Source organism: Afipia sp. GAS231 (genome assembly GCF_900103365.1).
Taxonomy (GTDB): Bacteria; Pseudomonadota; Alphaproteobacteria; order Rhizobiales; family Xanthobacteraceae; genus Bradyrhizobium.
The window spans coordinates 2,190,292-2,205,499 of record NZ_LT629703.1; the positions used below are offsets into that span (position 1 = coordinate 2,190,292).

Annotated in this window: 15 protein-coding genes; 11 read left to right on the top strand and 4 right to left on the bottom strand. The window is 62.9% G+C overall.

Annotated elements, in window-relative coordinates:
• Window positions 1-12 precede the first annotated feature (12 nt).
• The 4 genes from BLS26_RS10470 to BLS26_RS10485 all read right to left on the bottom strand — a co-directional run bounded on the left by BLS26_RS10470 (window position 13) and on the right by BLS26_RS10485 (window position 4,082).
• Entirely contained in the window at window positions 13-1,413 is a 1,401-nt protein-coding gene (locus tag BLS26_RS10470) for an amidase family protein (RefSeq protein WP_092510764.1), read from the bottom strand.
• Window positions 1,414-1,518: 105 nt separating this feature from the next.
• The gene (locus BLS26_RS10475) at window positions 1,519-2,085 is read right to left on the bottom strand and encodes a c-type cytochrome (protein ID WP_092510766.1); all 567 of its coding nucleotides are present in this window, start codon (window positions 2,083-2,085) and stop codon (window positions 1,519-1,521) included.
• A gap of 142 nt (window positions 2,086-2,227) precedes the next feature.
• Window positions 2,228-3,508 (bottom strand): sorbosone dehydrogenase family protein, encoded by a 1,281-nt coding sequence (locus tag BLS26_RS10480; RefSeq protein ID WP_092510768.1) that lies wholly within the window; start codon window positions 3,506-3,508, stop codon window positions 2,228-2,230.
• Between the two features lie 313 nt (window positions 3,509-3,821).
• Window positions 3,822-4,082: a hypothetical protein gene (locus tag BLS26_RS10485; protein ID WP_092517911.1), complete on the bottom strand. Its 261-nt coding sequence runs from the start codon at window positions 4,080-4,082 to the stop codon at window positions 3,822-3,824.
• 315 nt (window positions 4,083-4,397) lie between these two features.
• Between BLS26_RS10485 and pqqA the strand changes: the two genes are divergently transcribed.
• From pqqA to BLS26_RS10540, 11 genes are all read left to right on the top strand, one after another.
• Window positions 4,398-4,478: a pyrroloquinoline quinone precursor peptide PqqA gene (gene pqqA / locus BLS26_RS10490; RefSeq protein WP_035635412.1), complete on the top strand. Its 81-nt coding sequence runs from the start codon at window positions 4,398-4,400 to the stop codon at window positions 4,476-4,478.
• Window positions 4,479-4,656: 178 nt separating this feature from the next.
• Window positions 4,657-5,586: a pyrroloquinoline quinone biosynthesis protein PqqB gene (pqqB, locus tag BLS26_RS10495; RefSeq protein ID WP_092510770.1), complete on the top strand. Its 930-nt coding sequence runs from the start codon at window positions 4,657-4,659 to the stop codon at window positions 5,584-5,586.
• Between the two features lie 35 nt (window positions 5,587-5,621).
• Window positions 5,622-6,377, top strand: a complete 756-nt coding sequence (pqqC, locus tag BLS26_RS10500) for a pyrroloquinoline-quinone synthase PqqC (RefSeq protein ID WP_172804787.1) — start codon at window positions 5,622-5,624, stop codon at window positions 6,375-6,377.
• A gap of 6 nt (window positions 6,378-6,383) precedes the next feature.
• Window positions 6,384-6,692 (top strand): pyrroloquinoline quinone biosynthesis peptide chaperone PqqD, encoded by a 309-nt coding sequence (gene pqqD / locus BLS26_RS10505; protein WP_092510772.1) that lies wholly within the window; start codon window positions 6,384-6,386, stop codon window positions 6,690-6,692.
• Window positions 6,689-7,894 (top strand): pyrroloquinoline quinone biosynthesis protein PqqE, encoded by a 1,206-nt coding sequence (gene pqqE, locus BLS26_RS10510; RefSeq protein ID WP_092510774.1) that lies wholly within the window; start codon window positions 6,689-6,691, stop codon window positions 7,892-7,894. The genes pqqD and pqqE overlap by 4 nt, the downstream gene beginning before the upstream one ends.
• Window positions 7,884-8,870 carry a prolyl aminopeptidase gene (pip, locus tag BLS26_RS10515; protein ID WP_092510775.1) on the top strand — a complete coding sequence of 329 codons (987 nt, stop codon included), beginning with the start codon at window positions 7,884-7,886 and terminating at the stop codon, window positions 8,868-8,870. The genes pqqE and pip overlap by 11 nt, the downstream gene beginning before the upstream one ends.
• Window positions 8,871-8,882: 12 nt before the next feature.
• Window positions 8,883-9,542 carry a DUF4286 family protein gene (locus tag BLS26_RS10520; protein WP_092510777.1) on the top strand — a complete coding sequence of 220 codons (660 nt, stop codon included), beginning with the start codon at window positions 8,883-8,885 and terminating at the stop codon, window positions 9,540-9,542.
• A gap of 227 nt (window positions 9,543-9,769) precedes the next feature.
• A complete protein-coding gene (locus BLS26_RS10525; protein ID WP_092517915.1) occupies window positions 9,770-11,569 on the top strand; it encodes an FAD-dependent oxidoreductase in 1,800 nt (599 codons plus the stop codon).
• A complete protein-coding gene (locus BLS26_RS10530; protein WP_172804579.1) occupies window positions 11,539-13,392 on the top strand; it encodes a 2-oxoacid:acceptor oxidoreductase subunit alpha in 1,854 nt (617 codons plus the stop codon). The genes BLS26_RS10525 and BLS26_RS10530 overlap by 31 nt, the downstream gene beginning before the upstream one ends.
• Window positions 13,389-14,444 (top strand): 2-oxoacid:ferredoxin oxidoreductase subunit beta, encoded by a 1,056-nt coding sequence (locus tag BLS26_RS10535; RefSeq protein WP_092510781.1) that lies wholly within the window; start codon window positions 13,389-13,391, stop codon window positions 14,442-14,444. Before BLS26_RS10530 ends, BLS26_RS10535 begins: the two co-directional genes overlap by 4 nt.
• 125 nt (window positions 14,445-14,569) lie before the next feature.
• Complete coding sequence (locus tag BLS26_RS10540; RefSeq protein ID WP_092510783.1) at window positions 14,570-15,199, top strand: hypothetical protein; 630 nt, start codon at window positions 14,570-14,572, stop codon at window positions 15,197-15,199.
• Window positions 15,200-15,208: the final 9 nt, after the last annotated feature.

Below are 15,208 nucleotides of genomic sequence, written 5' to 3' on the forward strand. Positions count from 1 at the left end.
TGTGGCCGGCTGTTAGCCGGCCGGGTCGATCGCCGCCGACGGCGTACCACCGGCTTCGATCGCCTCGCCTGCCGCGAGACAGAGATCCTCGCGAAAGCGGCCGGAGACGATTTGAACGCCGACAGGAATCCGTCCCACCAGCCCGGTCGATACCGTTAGCCCGGGCAGGCCCATCAGGGGAATGCCGATTTGCGGCATCTGCGCATGCCAGACCCGGGCAAACGACGCCTCATCCTTGCGGTCCAGCTGATCGGGGAACGGCAGTTCGCCGGACACCGGCATCAGCAACACGGCATATTGCTCGAACAGCGCCAGCCATTCCCGGATCAACGTCAAGCGCCGCGTCAACGCTTTCGACAGCGCCGCGCCATCGAACGGAAACACTTTCGATCGGTTGCCGCGCAGGCAAGCCAATGCGCCGGGATCGCCCTCGCGCTCGGCCATTTCCAGTTGCGCCTCATAGCCGTCGCCGAGCCACAGTTTGGTATTGATCTCGGCGGCCTCGCGCAGCGGTGGCGTGTTTGATATTTCTTCCACCGTCCATCCCGCGCGTTCCAGCCGCCTGGCGGCATCCGCGACCGCGGCCGTCACTTCCGGAACGGGATTGAGACCGTCAGGGTTGAGGCACAGCGCAACGCGCTTCGGCATCGGCGGCCCCTCTAACGGCGCCGGCACCCACCAGGGATCGCGCGCGTCCCTGGGCGACATCGCCGCCAGCGCGATTCTGATATCGCCGATGGTGCGCGCAAGCGGGCCGGATACCGCGCACATCTGCGGACCGATCGGGCGTTCAGGCAAGGCCGCGTTGAACGCCGGGATACGGCCGAGCGTCGGCCGCAAGCCGTGCACGCCGCAGGCGTAAGCCGGATAACGGATCGATCCGGCGATATCGGTGCCATGCGCAATATGCCCGATGCCGGCCGCGACCGCGGACGCAGCACCTCCGGACGAGCCGCCCGGCGTGATGCCGGGATCGCGCGGATTTTTGGTGTCGCCGTGGACCAGATTGGTGGTGAACCAGCGATAGGAAAAGGCCGGGCAGTTGGTGCGGCCGAGGATGACCGCACCCGATTTGCGCAGATTGTCGATCACTGGGCTGTTGCTCTTCGCAATGGTGTCGCGCTGCAGCTTCAGCCCGTTGGTGGTGGCAAAGCCTTGCTGGTCGATATTGACCTTTACCGTGACGGGAACCCCCGCGAGCGGTCCGACGTCCTCATCCCGCCCGATCGCAGCGTCGATGGCAGCAGCCTGCGCCAGGACTTCCGCCGGTCTGTGGTCGACGACGGCGTTGAGTTTTGGATTGACGGCATCCAGCCGGTCCAGTGCGGCCTGTGCCGCCTCCGCGGCCGAGACCTTTTTCGATTTGATCAAGGCGGCCAGATCTGTGGCCGACAGACGCCAGATATCGTGCATGTAAAACCCCGTTTGACGGCCTTCTTGTAGCGCCGACGGCAGGGCAGCGCCAGCGGGGGCCGTTCTCCCTCGCGCCCCGCGCAGGCGCGGGGCTAAAGCGAGGTTTCAGCGCACGCGCGCGATATAATAAGCGAGATCGACGATCTGCTCTTTGGTGACCGACCCCATGACATCGGCCATGGAGCCGTCATAGCCGTGACGGCTGTTGTCCTTGTACTCGCCAAGCGTCTTGGCGAGGTAGTCCTCGCGCTGGTTGGCGATGCGGGGGACGTTTTCCTTGCCGGAAAAATCGCCGTTGTGGCAGGTGTTGCAGAGGTATTGCTTCGTCAGCGCCTGGCCGCGCTGCATCCGCGCCGGCTCGCCGGCGTCGGCGGGAGGCGCAGGGTTCGGCATCTTGGCGATGAAATCGGAAAAGTTGCGGAGATCGTCGTCGGTCAGCGCCTTCGCCATGTCGTTCATCGGCTCGAAGGTGCGCAGCTTCTCGCGAAACATGAAGAGCTGGATCAACGCATAGGGCGCCTGCTGGCCGCCGAGCGAGGGCGTGTTTTCGATCTCGGACTGGCCTTTTTCGCCGTGACAGCCCTGGCACGTGACGAAGCGCTCTTCGAGCGTCTCGGCGCTTGCGGAAAAGGTGATGGAGGCCAGTATCAGAGCCAGAGTTGTTTTACGCATTGAGCATTCCCGGCTCTTCGTCATTCCGGGATGGTGCGTTAGCACCAGACCCGGAATCTCGAGATTCCGGGTTCGATGCTTCGCATCGTCCCGGAATGACCAACACTTTTCGCTTCGCTCGCAATGACGGCCTTTTGACGACCTAATGTCCGGCCACTTTCTGCTTGCCGTAGGTGACGCGATAGACGGCGCCGTTCCAGTCGTCGGAGACCAGGATCGAGCCGTCCTTCAGCTGCATCACGTCGACCGGGCGGCCGAGATACTTGTTGTCTTCGAGAAAGCCGGTGATGAGCGGCTCCATCGACTTTAGGGTACCGTCCTTGTTCAGCTTGACGACGACGACGTCGCCACCCTGCTTTTTCGATTTATTCCACGAGCCGTGGCGCGCGATGATGATCGCATTCTTGTAGGATTTCGGGAACATGTCGCCGGTATAGAACCGCATGCCGAGGGCTGCGACGTGCGGACCCAACAGTCCGACCGGCGCGGTGTAGTCCTTGCAGTCTTTGCCCCAGCCGAGTTCCTGATCGATGATGTTGCCCTGCAGACAGTAGGGCGCACCGAAATGTTCACCGGCCTTGGTGACGCGGTTGAGTTCGTCTTCCGGCACCGTCTCCGACAGCCAGTCGCGGCCGTTGTCGGTGAAGTACATCTGCTTGTTCTCGGGATTCCAGTCGAAGCCAACCGTGTTGCGCACGCCGCGCACGTAGACCTCGGCGCCCGTGCCATCGAGATTCATGCGGCGGATCTGGCCATGGTCCTCGTCATGCAGCACAACGTTGCCGGGCTGTCCGACCGGAACATAGAGCTTGTTGTCCGGACCGATGGCGATGAACTTCCAGCCATGGGCTTCGTCCTTGGGCAGCTTGTCGTAGATCACGACAGGCTTCGGCGGGCTGTCCAGATTGTCCTCGACCTTGTCGATCTTGGAGACCTTCGACAGTTCGGCGATGTAGAGCGTACCGTCCTTGAACGCGACGCCGTTCGGACGATAGAGGCCCGAGGCAATCACCTTGACCGATCGCTTGCCGTCCTTGTTCTCGATGCCATAGACCTTGTCGACGAGGCGGCTGCCGACAAACACTGTGCCCTTGCTGCCAAGCGCCAGCGAACGCGCGTTCGCCATGCCGGCGGCATAGACCTCGATGTTGAATCCGGGCGGCAGCTTGAGCTTCGCGGTCGGCAGCTTGTCCGGCGCGGCCGGGAGCGGCGGCGGCGCCACCGGCGCGAGCTTGGCGGCGGCTTCATTGTCCGGACGGCCGATCAGCGGCGAGCCCGGCGGTAGTGGGGCGGGCGCGGCCGCCGGCGCGGCACCGGCCGCCGGGGCGGCGGCGGGCTGCTGGGCGACGGCGCTTAGTGTGAATGCACCGAAAAAAGCACCGGCCAGCAAAAGGCTGCGCGATGCCGACGAATAGCTCTTCATGAGTTTCTCCCTTGGCGGAAACCGTTTTCCTCGCGCAGGCATTTCCGATGTCGGCGCCGGTGGCTTTCCCGACTGCAGTCTCCGACATTTGTCCGTACATTTGCAATCGGAAACATTGCTCGCAAAGCAAGGTTGCGCGGCCGGAATAGACTGGGGCGTAGGATGTAGGCTTGCAAGTCACTCCGGGATGGTCCGAAGGACCAGACCTCAGGGGTGCAATTGCACCCCGGGGACTCTCGACCTTCCCCGATGTGCAATTGCACATCTGAGGTTCGTGCTACGCACGCCCCCCGGAATGACAAGTCACAGTGAATTAATGCTTGGTGATCGGACTATCAGGACTATCGAGCAGCACCGCTTCCGAGAACGGAAACTCCAGCACGATCTCGCCTTCGTCGTCGGTCACCTCGATGATGGCGTTCAACAGCGCGCCGTCGGCCCCCTCGGTCCGCAGCAATTCCCGAATCATGGCACGTGCCATTTCCCAGGCGCGGTCGGGGTCTTTGAGGACTTCACCATCGGGATCGGAAATCAGCTCATCGCCGATACGGGTATTGAAAAAATAGCGTGGCATCGGCGCAAACCTGGCTCCATCGGCAACCACGCAACCGGAGGCCACCATTCTCACAAGTTCTTTATCCGGAGCCGGCAGCGCCCCGTCTCGCAAATCGTCCTCGGCAAAATCGTCATTCGCGGGGGCGCGAACAACCGCGAAATGCTTGATCCCGCGCCGTTTTGAGCCGGAACGGCGCACAACTGCGTGAGGCTGCTTCGCAGTGCAGCATAAACACGCCAGGGTTTCACGCAAAAGATTTAACTGGCGAACTTTTCGATCCGCAGTACCTTATCTCCGAGGGCGGAGTTCGTCCGGTATCAAAAGGAGCGCCAAATGGCCTGGAAAGCACCAAAAATCGTCGAAGTATCGGTCGGCATGGAAATCAACATGTATATGTGCGCGACCCGCAAGTAAGCGGTAGCTCACTTCCGATCTCACGCCGGTGGACCTCCGGGCCGGACATTTTCCCGATCGTGGAATTGTGTCCTGAGCCGGTGTCCACCGCGTCGCGTTTAAACCAGGCTTCGTAGCGTCACGTTTTGTAACGCCAGAATCTGTAACGGCAGATCCTGGTATCCCCGGGAGACGGATCATGCTTCGGGTCGTCGTCCTGGGCGCCGCGGCAGGTGGCGGCGTTCCGCAGTGGAATTGCGGATGTCCGGTCTGCCGGACCGCGCGAACCGAACATCCGGAATTGCAGAGCACCCAGGCCTCGATCGCCGTCACCGCCGACGGCGCGCACTGGTTTCTGATCAACGCCTCGCCCGACCTGCGCCAGCAACTGACCGCGACGCCGCAGCTTCATCCCAAAGCCGGACAGCTCCGCCACAGCCCGATCGCGGGCGTCATCCTGACCAACGGCGAGATCGATGCGATCACCGGGCTGTTGTCGATGCGCGAAGGCTCACCTTTTACCCTCTATGCGCACGAGCGGGTGCTTGCGATTCTGAAGTCCAACAGCATCTTTAATGTACTGAACGAGAAGAACGTCCGCCGCCAGGGAATCGAGGTGGACAGCGCGTTCGAACCCGCCCTGCCCGACGGTTCGCCGTCCGGCATCGAGGTTCTCCCGTTCGAAGTTCCCGGCAAGGGCGCCTGGTATCTCGAAGGCAAGGCGCATCCGGCCGGCCGCGACGGCGCGGGCGACACGCTGGGCTTGCGGATTCTGGACAAGTCGAGCGGCAAGTACTTCTATTTCCTTGCCGCCTGCGCCCGGGTGACCGACGACCTCAAGTCGAGGCTATCAGGCGCCGCCCTGGTCTTCTTCGACGGCACCGTTTGGCGGGACGACGAGTTGATCGTGGCGGGACTGGGCAACAAGACGGGACAGGGCATGGGCCATATCTCGATGTCGGGCGCTCACGGCGCGATCGAAAGCCTCGCCGGCCTCGACATCGGCCGGAAGATGTTTTTGCATATCAACAATTCGAACCCGGCCCTGCTGCACGGCTCGGACGAGCGCAAGGCCGCAGAACAAGCGGGCTGGCACATCCCCGCCGACGGAATGGAGATCACGCTGTGAACGTCGTCGCGAAACCTGAAATGACCGCGCCTGGAATGACCGCGCTGTCGATCGGCAAGGGCATTACACTCAACAGTGCCGAGGAACTGGAAGCGATGCTCCGCCACATCGGGGCTGTGCGCTATCACAACCTGCATCCGTTCCATCGGCTGCTGCACGGCGGCAAGCTTAACCAGGGCCAGGTTCAGGCCTGGGCGCTGAACCGTTACTATTACCAGAGCACGATCCCGCTCAAGGATGCGATGGTGATCTCCCGGTTCCGCGACCGCGCCACCCGGATCGAATGGCGGCACCGGATCGAGGACCACGACGGCGATCCCGGCAATGAAGGCGGCATCGATCGCTGGCTCAAGCTCACCGAAGGTCTCGGCCTCGACAGCGCCTATGTGGAATCGACCGAAGGCATTTTGCCGGCGACGCGTTTCGCGGTGGAGGCCTATGTGCACTTTTGCCGCGACAAGACGCCGCTCGAGGCGATCGCCTCTTCGCTGACGGAGCTGTTTGCGCCGAACCTGCACGAAGAGCGCATTTCCGGCATGCTGCAGCACTACACTTTCGTCAACCCTGATATCATGAGCTATTTCAGCCGCCGCCTGACCCAGGCCCCGCGCGACGCCAATTTTGCGCTGGACTATGTCAGGCAGCATGCCAACACGCCCAAAGAGCGTGAGGCGGTCTGCAATGCGCTGATCTTCAAGACCAATGTGCTATGGGTTCAGCTCGACGCGCTGTATCATGCCTATGTCGAGGGCCACATTCCGCCCGGCGCGTTCGTGCCAAAATGGACATGACAACAGATGGCAAGCCGCAACATCAGCGTCAGCGAGGCGAGCCGGCCGAAATTGCCGCGGCACGCCCGGCTGAAATTCGATGAGACGCGGCAGGTCTGGGTGATCCTCGCGCCCGAACGGGTGCTGGCGCCGGACGAGATCGCGGTCGAGGTGCTGCAGCTCTGCGACGGCGTCCGCAGCGTCGCTGACATGGTCGACCAGCTCGCTGCGAAATACGCCGCCCCGCGCGACGCGATCGCCACCGACGTCGTCGGGATGTTGCAGGACCTCGCCGACAAGGGTTTTCTCACCGAAGCGCGCGAGAAGACGTCATGAATGACCTGATCGCCGACGGCAACAAAGCGGCCGCGCCCCATGACGGGCTTGCGATCCTGGAATCGCGGCGTTCGACTGCAGAGACCTTTGGCATTCCGCTGGCGGTGCTGGCCGAACTGACGCACCGCTGCCCGCTGCAGTGCCCCTACTGCTCCAACCCGGTCGAGCTCGACCGCGGCAGCACCGAACTCACGACCGACGAGTGGAAGAAGGTCCTCACCGAGCTCGCCGAAATCGGCGTGCTGCAGATTCATTTTTCCGGCGGCGAGCCGACCGCGCGCAAGGATATCGTCGAGCTGGTGCAGCATGCGACCGATGTCGGGCTCTACAGCAACCTGATAACGTCGGCGGTGATGCTGACCAGGGAAAAACTTTCGGCACTGGCCGATGCCGGATTGTGCCATGTGCAGATCAGCTTTCAGGGCAACGAGCCCACAGTGGCCGACCGCGTCGCCGGCCTGAAGAACGCGCATGCGAAGAAGATCGAGGCCGCGAAATGGACGCGCGAACTCGAACTGCCGCTGACGGTCAATGCGGTCATGCACCGGCAGAACCTGCATCAGCTCACCGACATCATCCAGATGGCGGTCGATCTCGATGCCGACCGCCTGGAAGTGGCCAATGTGCAGTATTACGGCTGGGCCTTGAAGAACCGCGCCGCGCTGATGCCGACGCTGGAACAGATCGAGGAAACCAGCCGGATCGTCGAGGAAGCCGCCATGCGGCTGAAGGGCACTCTCGCGATCGATTACGTGGTGCCGGACTATTACGCGCTGCGGCCGAAGAAATGCATGGGCGGCTGGGGCCGGCAATTCTTCAACATTTCGCCCGCCGGCAAGGTGTTGCCGTGCCATGCCGCGGAGTCGATCACCGGGCTGGAATTCGAGTCAGTACGATCAAATCATTCGATCGCCTGGATCTGGCAGAATTCCGAGGCCTTCAACCGCTATCGCGGCACCGGCTGGATGCCCGAGCCGTGCCAGAGCTGCGAATTCAAGGAGATCGATTTCGGCGGTTGCCGCTGCCAGGCCTTTGCGCTGACCGGCGATGCCGGCAACACCGATCCGGCCTGCACGCTGTCGCCGATGCACGAGCAGATCTTCAGAGCCGCCGCCTCCGAGGCCGCCGCCGACCATAACCGCTTCCTCTATCGCAATTTCGCCGGCGGCACGCTGGAGACGGAAGGCGAGCATGGCGCCTGACGCCGACGCCAGAAAATCCGCACAACGTGCCGATCCATTTGCGCCGCTGACCTCGGAACATCTGTCCGTCAGCGATGGCCACGAGATCTATGTCGAGAGCGTCGGCCGGCTCGGCGGCGTTCCCGCGATCTACCTGCATGGCGGGCCCGGCAGCGGCTGCCAGCCCGATCATCGCCGGCTGTTCGATCCCGAACGCTTTCATGCGGTGCTGTTCGACCAGCGCGGCGCCGGCCGCAGCCGTCCCAAGAACAGCCGCGACGCCAACACGCTGCAACATCTGATCGCGGATATGGAAGCGATCCGCGAAAAGTTCGGTTTCGAACGCTGGATGGTGATCGGCGGCTCCTGGGGCGCGACCCTGGCGCTGGCCTATGCGCAAGCTCATCCGGAGCGCGTCAGTGGCATCGTGCTGCGCGCCACCTTCCTCGGCACCATGCAGGAAATCGAGAACGGCTTTCTCAACGTGCTGCCGCGCTTCTATCCCGGCCTCTACGAGGACTTCATCAGCGTGCTGCCGCCGGAAGATCGCGCACATCCGATCGAGGCCTATTTCCGCCGCATCCTCGATCCCGATCCGGCCGTGTACGGCCCCGCGGCCCGGGCCTGGGGACAGACCGAGGGCATTCTGTCCGAACATGCGCCCAAGCGCAGCCGGCTCGATCTGCCGGCGCTCGTTTCCTCGCGCGCTTTGCCGGCGACGCCGTTCATGGAAGCGCATTATTTCGCCAACAACAGTTTCATGCTGCCGGACCAGTTGATGAACGAGGCCGGCAGACTCGGCGGCATTCCCGGCATCATCGTGCAGGGTCGCTACGATCTGCTGTGCCCGCCCGCGACTTCGTATGCGCTGGGCGCGGTATGGCGCGAGGCCGAAATTCGCGTCGTCGAAGGCGCCGGCCACACGCTCTACGATCCCGGCGTCCGCGACGCCGTGATGAAATCGATCGCGGACATGGCGTCCAGAATTACGCGATAAGGGAATCTAGAAATGCCGATCGCCGGAAAAGGCATGCTGCTGACGTCGATGAATGTCGATGCCGCCGATGAGACCGAGTTCAATCGCTGGTACGACCGCGAACATCTCGAAGAGCGCGTCGCGATCCCTGGCTTCCTCGAAGCGCGGCGCTATGTCGCGCATGACGGCAATCCGAAATATCTCAGCCTCTATTCCACCGAAACTTTTGAGGTGCTGGACAGCCCGGCCTACCGCACCGCGCTGGCCAACCAGACCGCGTGGTCGAAGGCCAACATCGCCCGCTTCAAGGACATGATCCGCGGCGTGGCGCGCATCACCATCAGCCGCGGCGTTGGCCGGGGTGCCGTGCTCGGCATCATCCGCCTGCGCCCTGCTTCCAGCGGCGAAGAACAATTGCGCGCGGCGCTGCGGGAGCACTTCGACCCCACAAAACCCGACGGGATCATCTCCATGCACCTCTTGGAGAACGATCCCGCGCTGTCAAAACCGCTCACCGACAATCCGTCCGCATCCTCCCCCGGCGCCGGCGACTGGTTCGTGCTGATCGATGCCACCGACGTGAACGCAGTTCCGGCGGCGACGGCGCGCTTTGCCGCGTTCAAATCGCAGACGGTATCCAGCGGCATCTACAAACTGCTGTTCGATCTCGCGAAGAACGATTTGGGACGCTAATTCCGATCATTTCAGGATGCGGCGCAACATGTGCACTGCATCATTACCGCTCACGTATGCGGCAGCTATCGAAAGCTGAAGATCGCGCAAAATTGCCTTTGTGCACGCTATGGAATGGCTCTAATAAGATAAGCTTATGATCCAATTCAAAAACCACAAGAACGCACTTGAGCGTTCGCAGGCAAAATAAGGCCGCGTGTCGATCGTTTTGCGCGGATAAGGTAGGAATGAAACCGACTGACATCTCGGCGCCGGACTACTTTCACAAAGTGGTCGATTGCCAATGGGCCTGCCCCGCACACACGCCAGTTCCCGAATACATCCGGTTGATCGCAGAGGGGCGTTATAGCGACGCCTATATGATCAACTGGAAATCGAATGTGTTTCCCGGAATTCTGGGACGCACCTGCGATCGCCCGTGCGAACCGGCATGTCGCCGCGGCCGCGTCGAGGAAACGCCGGTTGCGATCTGCCGCCTCAAGCGCGTCGCCGCCGACTTCAAGGACGACGTCAAGCATCGCATGCCGACGCCGCTGGCGAAGAACGGCAAGCGCATCGCGCTGGTCGGCGGCGGTCCCGCCTCGCTCACCGTCGCCCGCGACCTCGCGCCGCTCGGCTATCACTGCACCGTGTTCGATGCCGATCCCAAGGCCGGCGGCATGATGCGCAGCCAGATTCCGAAATTCCGGCTGCCTGACCAGGTGATCGACGAGGAAACCGATTACGTCCTCAACCTCGGTGTCGAGTTCAAGGGTGGCCATCGCATCGACAGCCTGAAGAAGCTGTTGGCTGAAAATTACGACGCCATCTTCGTCGGCTCCGGCGCGCCGCGCGGCCGCGAGCTCGAGATTCCCGGCCGCCAGGAAGCCGCCGCCAACATCTTTGTCGGCATCGAATGGCTGGCTTCGGTATCGTTCGGCCATGTCGAGAAGATCGGCAAGCGCGTCATCGTGCTCGGCGGCGGCAACACCGCGATGGACTGCTGCCGCACCGCGCGCCGCCTCGGCGGCGAACAGGTCAAGGTCGTCGTCCGTTCCGGCTTCGAGGAAATGAAGGCCTCGCCGTGGGAGAAGGAAGACGCGCTCCACGAGGATATTCCGATCCTCAACTACATGGTGCCGATCGGCTTCACGCATGACAACGGCAAGCTCACCGGCGTCACCTTCCAGAAGGTGAAGGCCGAATTCGACGCCAAGGGCCGTCGCAACCTGGTGCCCTCGGGCGAGCCGGACGAGACCATCGAATGCGACGATGTGCTGGTCGCGGTCGGCCAGGAGAACGCCTTCCCCTGGATCGAGCGCGACTGCGGCATCGAGTTCGACAAGTGGAACATGCCGCAGGTCGATCAGACCACCTTCGCCTCGACCAATCCAAAAGTGTTTTTCGGCGGCGACGCGGCGTTCGGTCCGAAGAACATCATATGGGCGGTCGCGCACGGCCATGACGCCGCGCTGTCGATCCACAAGATGCTGTCCGGTGAAGACATCAAGGAGCGTCCGCTTCCCGAGGTGCATATCTCGTCGCAGAAGATGGGCATCCACGAGTGGAGCTACGACAACGACGTCTCGGTCGACCATCGCTACAAGGTGCCGCATCGCGACAAGGTGATCGCGCTGAAAGACATCCGCACCGAGGTCGAGCTCGGCTATGACGTCAAGCTGGCGCTGGGCGAAGCGCAGCGCTGCCTGAACTGCGACATCCAGACGGTGTTCTCGGCGCCGGCCTGCATCGAATGCGACGCCTGCGTCGACATCTGCCCGATGGATTGCATTTCCTTCACCGATAACGGCGAGGAAGAGGACCTGCGGGCGCGGCTGAAGGCGCCCTCGCCGCACCACGACCAGGCGCTCTATGTCGCCGACGGGCTCAAGACCGGGCGCGTCATGGTCAAGGACGAAGACGTCTGCCTGCATTGCGGGCTGTGCGCCGAGCGTTGTCCCACCGGGGCCTGGGACATGAAGAAATACCTCATCGATATGACTCACGCGGGAACATCATGTCAGTCCAAAGCCCGATCAGCAGCGTAAACGATTTCGTCGTCCGCTTCGCCAACGTCAACGGTTCGGGTTCGGCGAGCGCCAACGAATTGTTCGCGCGCGCGATCCTGCGCCACGGCGTGCCGGTTAGCCCACGCAACATCTTCCCCTCCAACATCCAGGGCCTTCCGACCTGGTACGAGGTGCGGGTGACCGAAGCCGGCCATCTCGGCGCCCGCGGCGGCGGCATCGACCTGATGGTGGCGATGAACCCGCAGACCTGGGACAAGGACGTCGCCTCGATCGAGCCCGGCGGTTACCTGTTCTACGATTCGACCAAGCCGATGCCGACGTCGAAATTCCGCGCGGATATCACCGTGATCGGCGTGCCGCTGACGGCGATCACCAACTCGACCTATACCGATCCGCGCCAGCGCCAGTTGTTCAAGAACATCATCTACCTCGGTGCGCTCTGCGCCCTGCTCGACATGGATCCGAAGCTGGTCGAGCAACTGTTCGGCGAGCAGTACAAGGGCAAGGAAAAGCTCTTGTCCTCCAACGTCCACGCGCTGGCGCTCGGCCGCGACTGGGCGCTGCAGAACCTGAAATGCCCGATCGGGCTGCGGGTCAAGAAGGCCGACAAGGTCGGCGACCGCATCTTCATGGAAGGCAACAGCGCGGCAGCCCTTGGCGCCGTCTACGGCGGCGCTACCGTCTGCGCCTGGTATCCGATCACGCCGTCGTCGTCGGTGGCGGAGGCTTTTACCAGCCACTGCAAGAAGCTGCGGCACGACCCCGAGACCGGCAAGGCGAAATACGCGATCGTTCAGGGCGAAGACGAACTGGCCTCGATCGGCATCGTGATCGGCGCCTCCTGGAACGGCGCGCGGGCCTTCACCGCCACCTCCGGTCCGGGCATTTCCTTGATGACGGAATTCATCGGGCTTTCCTACTTCGCGGAAATTCCGGCCGTGATCATGAACATTCAGCGCGCCGGTCCCTCGACCGGCATGCCGACGCGGACCCAGCAATGCGATATCATCGCCTGTGCTTACGCTTCGCACGGCGACACCAAGCACATCCTGCTGTTCCCGGAAGATCCCGCCGAGGCGTTTGAATTCGCCGCGCAATCGTTCGACCTTGCCGAACGGCTGCAGACCATGATCTTCGTGATGCTCGATCTCGACATCGGCATGAACCACCGGCTGTGCCGCCCGCTGAAGTGGGACGACGCACGGCAATACGACCGCGGCAAGGTGATGACCGCCGAGATGCTCGACGAACCCGGCCGCGACTTCGGCCGCTATCTCGACGTCGACGGCGACGGCATTCCCTACCGCACCTATCCGGGTACGCATCCGACCAAGGGCTCGTTCTTTACCCGCGGCACCTCGCGCGACCGTTACGCGCGCTATTCGGAAGAAGGCGCCGTCTACGCCGACAACATGCAGCGGCTGGTGCGCAAGTTCGAGACCGCACAGGACATGGTGCCGCGGCCGTTGCAGGCCAACGCCGCCAAGCCGACTAAATACGGCGTGATCTATTTCGGCTCGACCGCGCCGGCGATGGACGAGGCAATCGGGCTTCTGGAAGCGCGCGGGCACCAGCTCGACCGCATGCGGATCCGCGCCTTCCCGTTCCACTCCAGCGTCGCGAGCTTCATCGCCGATCACGACTTCGTCTATGTGGTCGAGCAGAACCGCGACGGCCAGCTTCGCTCGTTGATCGTCAACGAGAACGGCATCGATCCGGTGCGGCTGGTGCCGATCCTGCACTATGACGGCACGCCGATCACCGCGCGCTTCATCGCCAATTCGATCGGCGATCACCAGGACCACCTGAAAGTGACCCCTCTCCGCAAGGCCGTGTCATGACCTATATTGCCAAGCCAAAATTCCAGCATCCCGGCCTGCCGAAGAACGATCTCGGCTACACCCACCGGGATTACGAGGGCAAGGTCTCGACGCTGTGCGCCGGCTGCGGCCACGACTCGATCACCGCCTCGATCATCGAGGCCTGCTACGAACTCTCGATCGAGCCGCATCGGGTGGCAAAAATCTCCGGCATCGGCTGCTCGTCGAAGACGCCGGACTATTTCCTCGGCAATTCGCACGGCTTCAACTCGGTGCACGGCCGGATGCCGTCGGTGCTGACCGGCGCCAACCTCGCCAACCGCGACCTGATCTATCTCGGCGTCTCCGGCGACGGCGACAGTGCCTCGATCGGCTTCGGCCAGTTCGCGCATTCGATCCGCCGCGCCGTCAACATGACCTACATCGTCGAGAACAACGGTGTCTACGGCCTGACCAAGGGGCAGTTTTCGGCGACCGCCGACCGCGGCTCGAAGTCGAAGAAGGGCGTAATGAACACCGACAACGCCATCGATCTGGTGGCGATCGCGCTGCAGCTCGGCGCCACCTTCGTGGCGCGTAGCTTCTCCGGCGACAAGACCCAGCTGGTGCCGCTGATCGCGGCGGCCATCCGCCACAAGGGCGCGTCGTTCATCGACGTCATCAGCCCCTGCATCGCCTTCAACAACCACGCCGGCTCGACCAAGAGCTTTGACTATGTCCGCGAACACAACGACGCGGTGAACCGCCTCGACGTGCTCACCGGCCGCGACCCCATCACCGTCGATTACGCGCCCGGTTCGGTGCAGGTGGTCGAACAGCATGACGGCACAAGGCTGGCGCTGCGCAAGATCGACGCCGACTACGATCCGAACGACCGGCTCGCGGCGATGACCTTCCTGCAGAAACACGCGGCCAAGGGCCAGGTGGTCACCGGGCTGCTGTATGTCGATCCGGACTCGGAAGACATGCACGCCCACCTCGACACCGTCGAGCGGCCGCTCAACACGCTCGATGCCGGTGATCTCTGCCCCGGCACCTCGGCGCTGGAAAAGATCAACGCCAGCCTGCGTTAAGGCGAATTCCGGGGGCGATTGAACGCCCCCGGCCCCATGCACGACTAATCGGTCAATCCAGCCTGTCGTCGCGCCGGCCTCCGGCGCGTGACGGTATCGATGTGTCCTGCATGCCCGGTACAGCCATGAAATTCGCTTCGCTCGCGACAATTCTCGTTCTCGCCGCCTCCATCGCCGCGGCCTCGACGGCCCAGGCCGCAGGCCGCGACGAAGAAGGTATCGACAAGTCAGCCGCCGACGCGTTCGACGGCCGGATGTTCGGCGTGACGCCTGCCAAAAAGTCCTACGCCTGCTTCGTCCGCAAATACGACAGCGCCCACCTGGCGCAGCATCCGAAGCAGAAGGTTTCGACCATGAAGCTGCTGATGACGGCGGAGATCCCGTCCGACGCCAGCACCTTCAACTATTCGTTCCGTCTCGGCGTCAAATACCGCAACAGGTCCACCAATTTCGAGTCGTTCGGCGATTGCGGCCACGTCGTTGCCGAGGACACCGGCCAGGAAGTCCGCTTCGGTTGCGGCGTCGATTGCGACGGCGGCGGCCTCGGCGTGGCGCTGGCAAAGGACGACAAATCCGCCGTGGTGCAACTCGAGCGGGTTCGCATCTGGCGGCGCAATACGGCTCCGGAAGAGACCGCCGAAGACCTCGGCGCCGGCGCCGACGACAAGAAATTCCGGCTCGATCGCACCGAGCTGCGCGATTGCGCCGAACTGGTGACCGATCGCAAAGAGCTCGCTGAGCTCAAGCGCAAGTAGGGAGCACAG

Coding starts and splice junctions, on each gene's coding strand:
- BLS26_RS10470 (WP_092510764.1), bottom strand. CDS start 1,413: ATGCACGATATCTGGCGTCTGTCGGCCACAGATCTGGCCGCCTTGATC.
- BLS26_RS10475 (WP_092510766.1), bottom strand. CDS start 2,085: ATGCGTAAAACAACTCTGGCTCTGATACTGGCCTCCATCACCTTTTCC.
- BLS26_RS10480 (WP_092510768.1), bottom strand. CDS start 3,508: ATGAAGAGCTATTCGTCGGCATCGCGCAGCCTTTTGCTGGCCGGTGCT.
- BLS26_RS10485 (WP_092517911.1), bottom strand. CDS start 4,082: ATGCCACGCTATTTTTTCAATACCCGTATCGGCGATGAGCTGATTTCC.
- pqqA (WP_035635412.1), top strand. CDS start 4,398: ATGGCCTGGAAAGCACCAAAAATCGTCGAAGTATCGGTCGGCATGGAA.
- pqqB (WP_092510770.1), top strand. CDS start 4,657: ATGCTTCGGGTCGTCGTCCTGGGCGCCGCGGCAGGTGGCGGCGTTCCG.
- pqqC (WP_172804787.1), top strand. CDS start 5,622: ATGACCGCGCTGTCGATCGGCAAGGGCATTACACTCAACAGTGCCGAG.
- pqqD (WP_092510772.1), top strand. CDS start 6,384: ATGGCAAGCCGCAACATCAGCGTCAGCGAGGCGAGCCGGCCGAAATTG.
- pqqE (WP_092510774.1), top strand. CDS start 6,689: ATGAATGACCTGATCGCCGACGGCAACAAAGCGGCCGCGCCCCATGAC.
- pip (WP_092510775.1), top strand. CDS start 7,884: ATGGCGCCTGACGCCGACGCCAGAAAATCCGCACAACGTGCCGATCCA.
- BLS26_RS10520 (WP_092510777.1), top strand. CDS start 8,883: ATGCCGATCGCCGGAAAAGGCATGCTGCTGACGTCGATGAATGTCGAT.
- BLS26_RS10525 (WP_092517915.1), top strand. CDS start 9,770: ATGAAACCGACTGACATCTCGGCGCCGGACTACTTTCACAAAGTGGTC.
- BLS26_RS10530 (WP_172804579.1), top strand. CDS start 11,539: ATGTCAGTCCAAAGCCCGATCAGCAGCGTAAACGATTTCGTCGTCCGC.
- BLS26_RS10535 (WP_092510781.1), top strand. CDS start 13,389: ATGACCTATATTGCCAAGCCAAAATTCCAGCATCCCGGCCTGCCGAAG.
- BLS26_RS10540 (WP_092510783.1), top strand. CDS start 14,570: ATGAAATTCGCTTCGCTCGCGACAATTCTCGTTCTCGCCGCCTCCATC.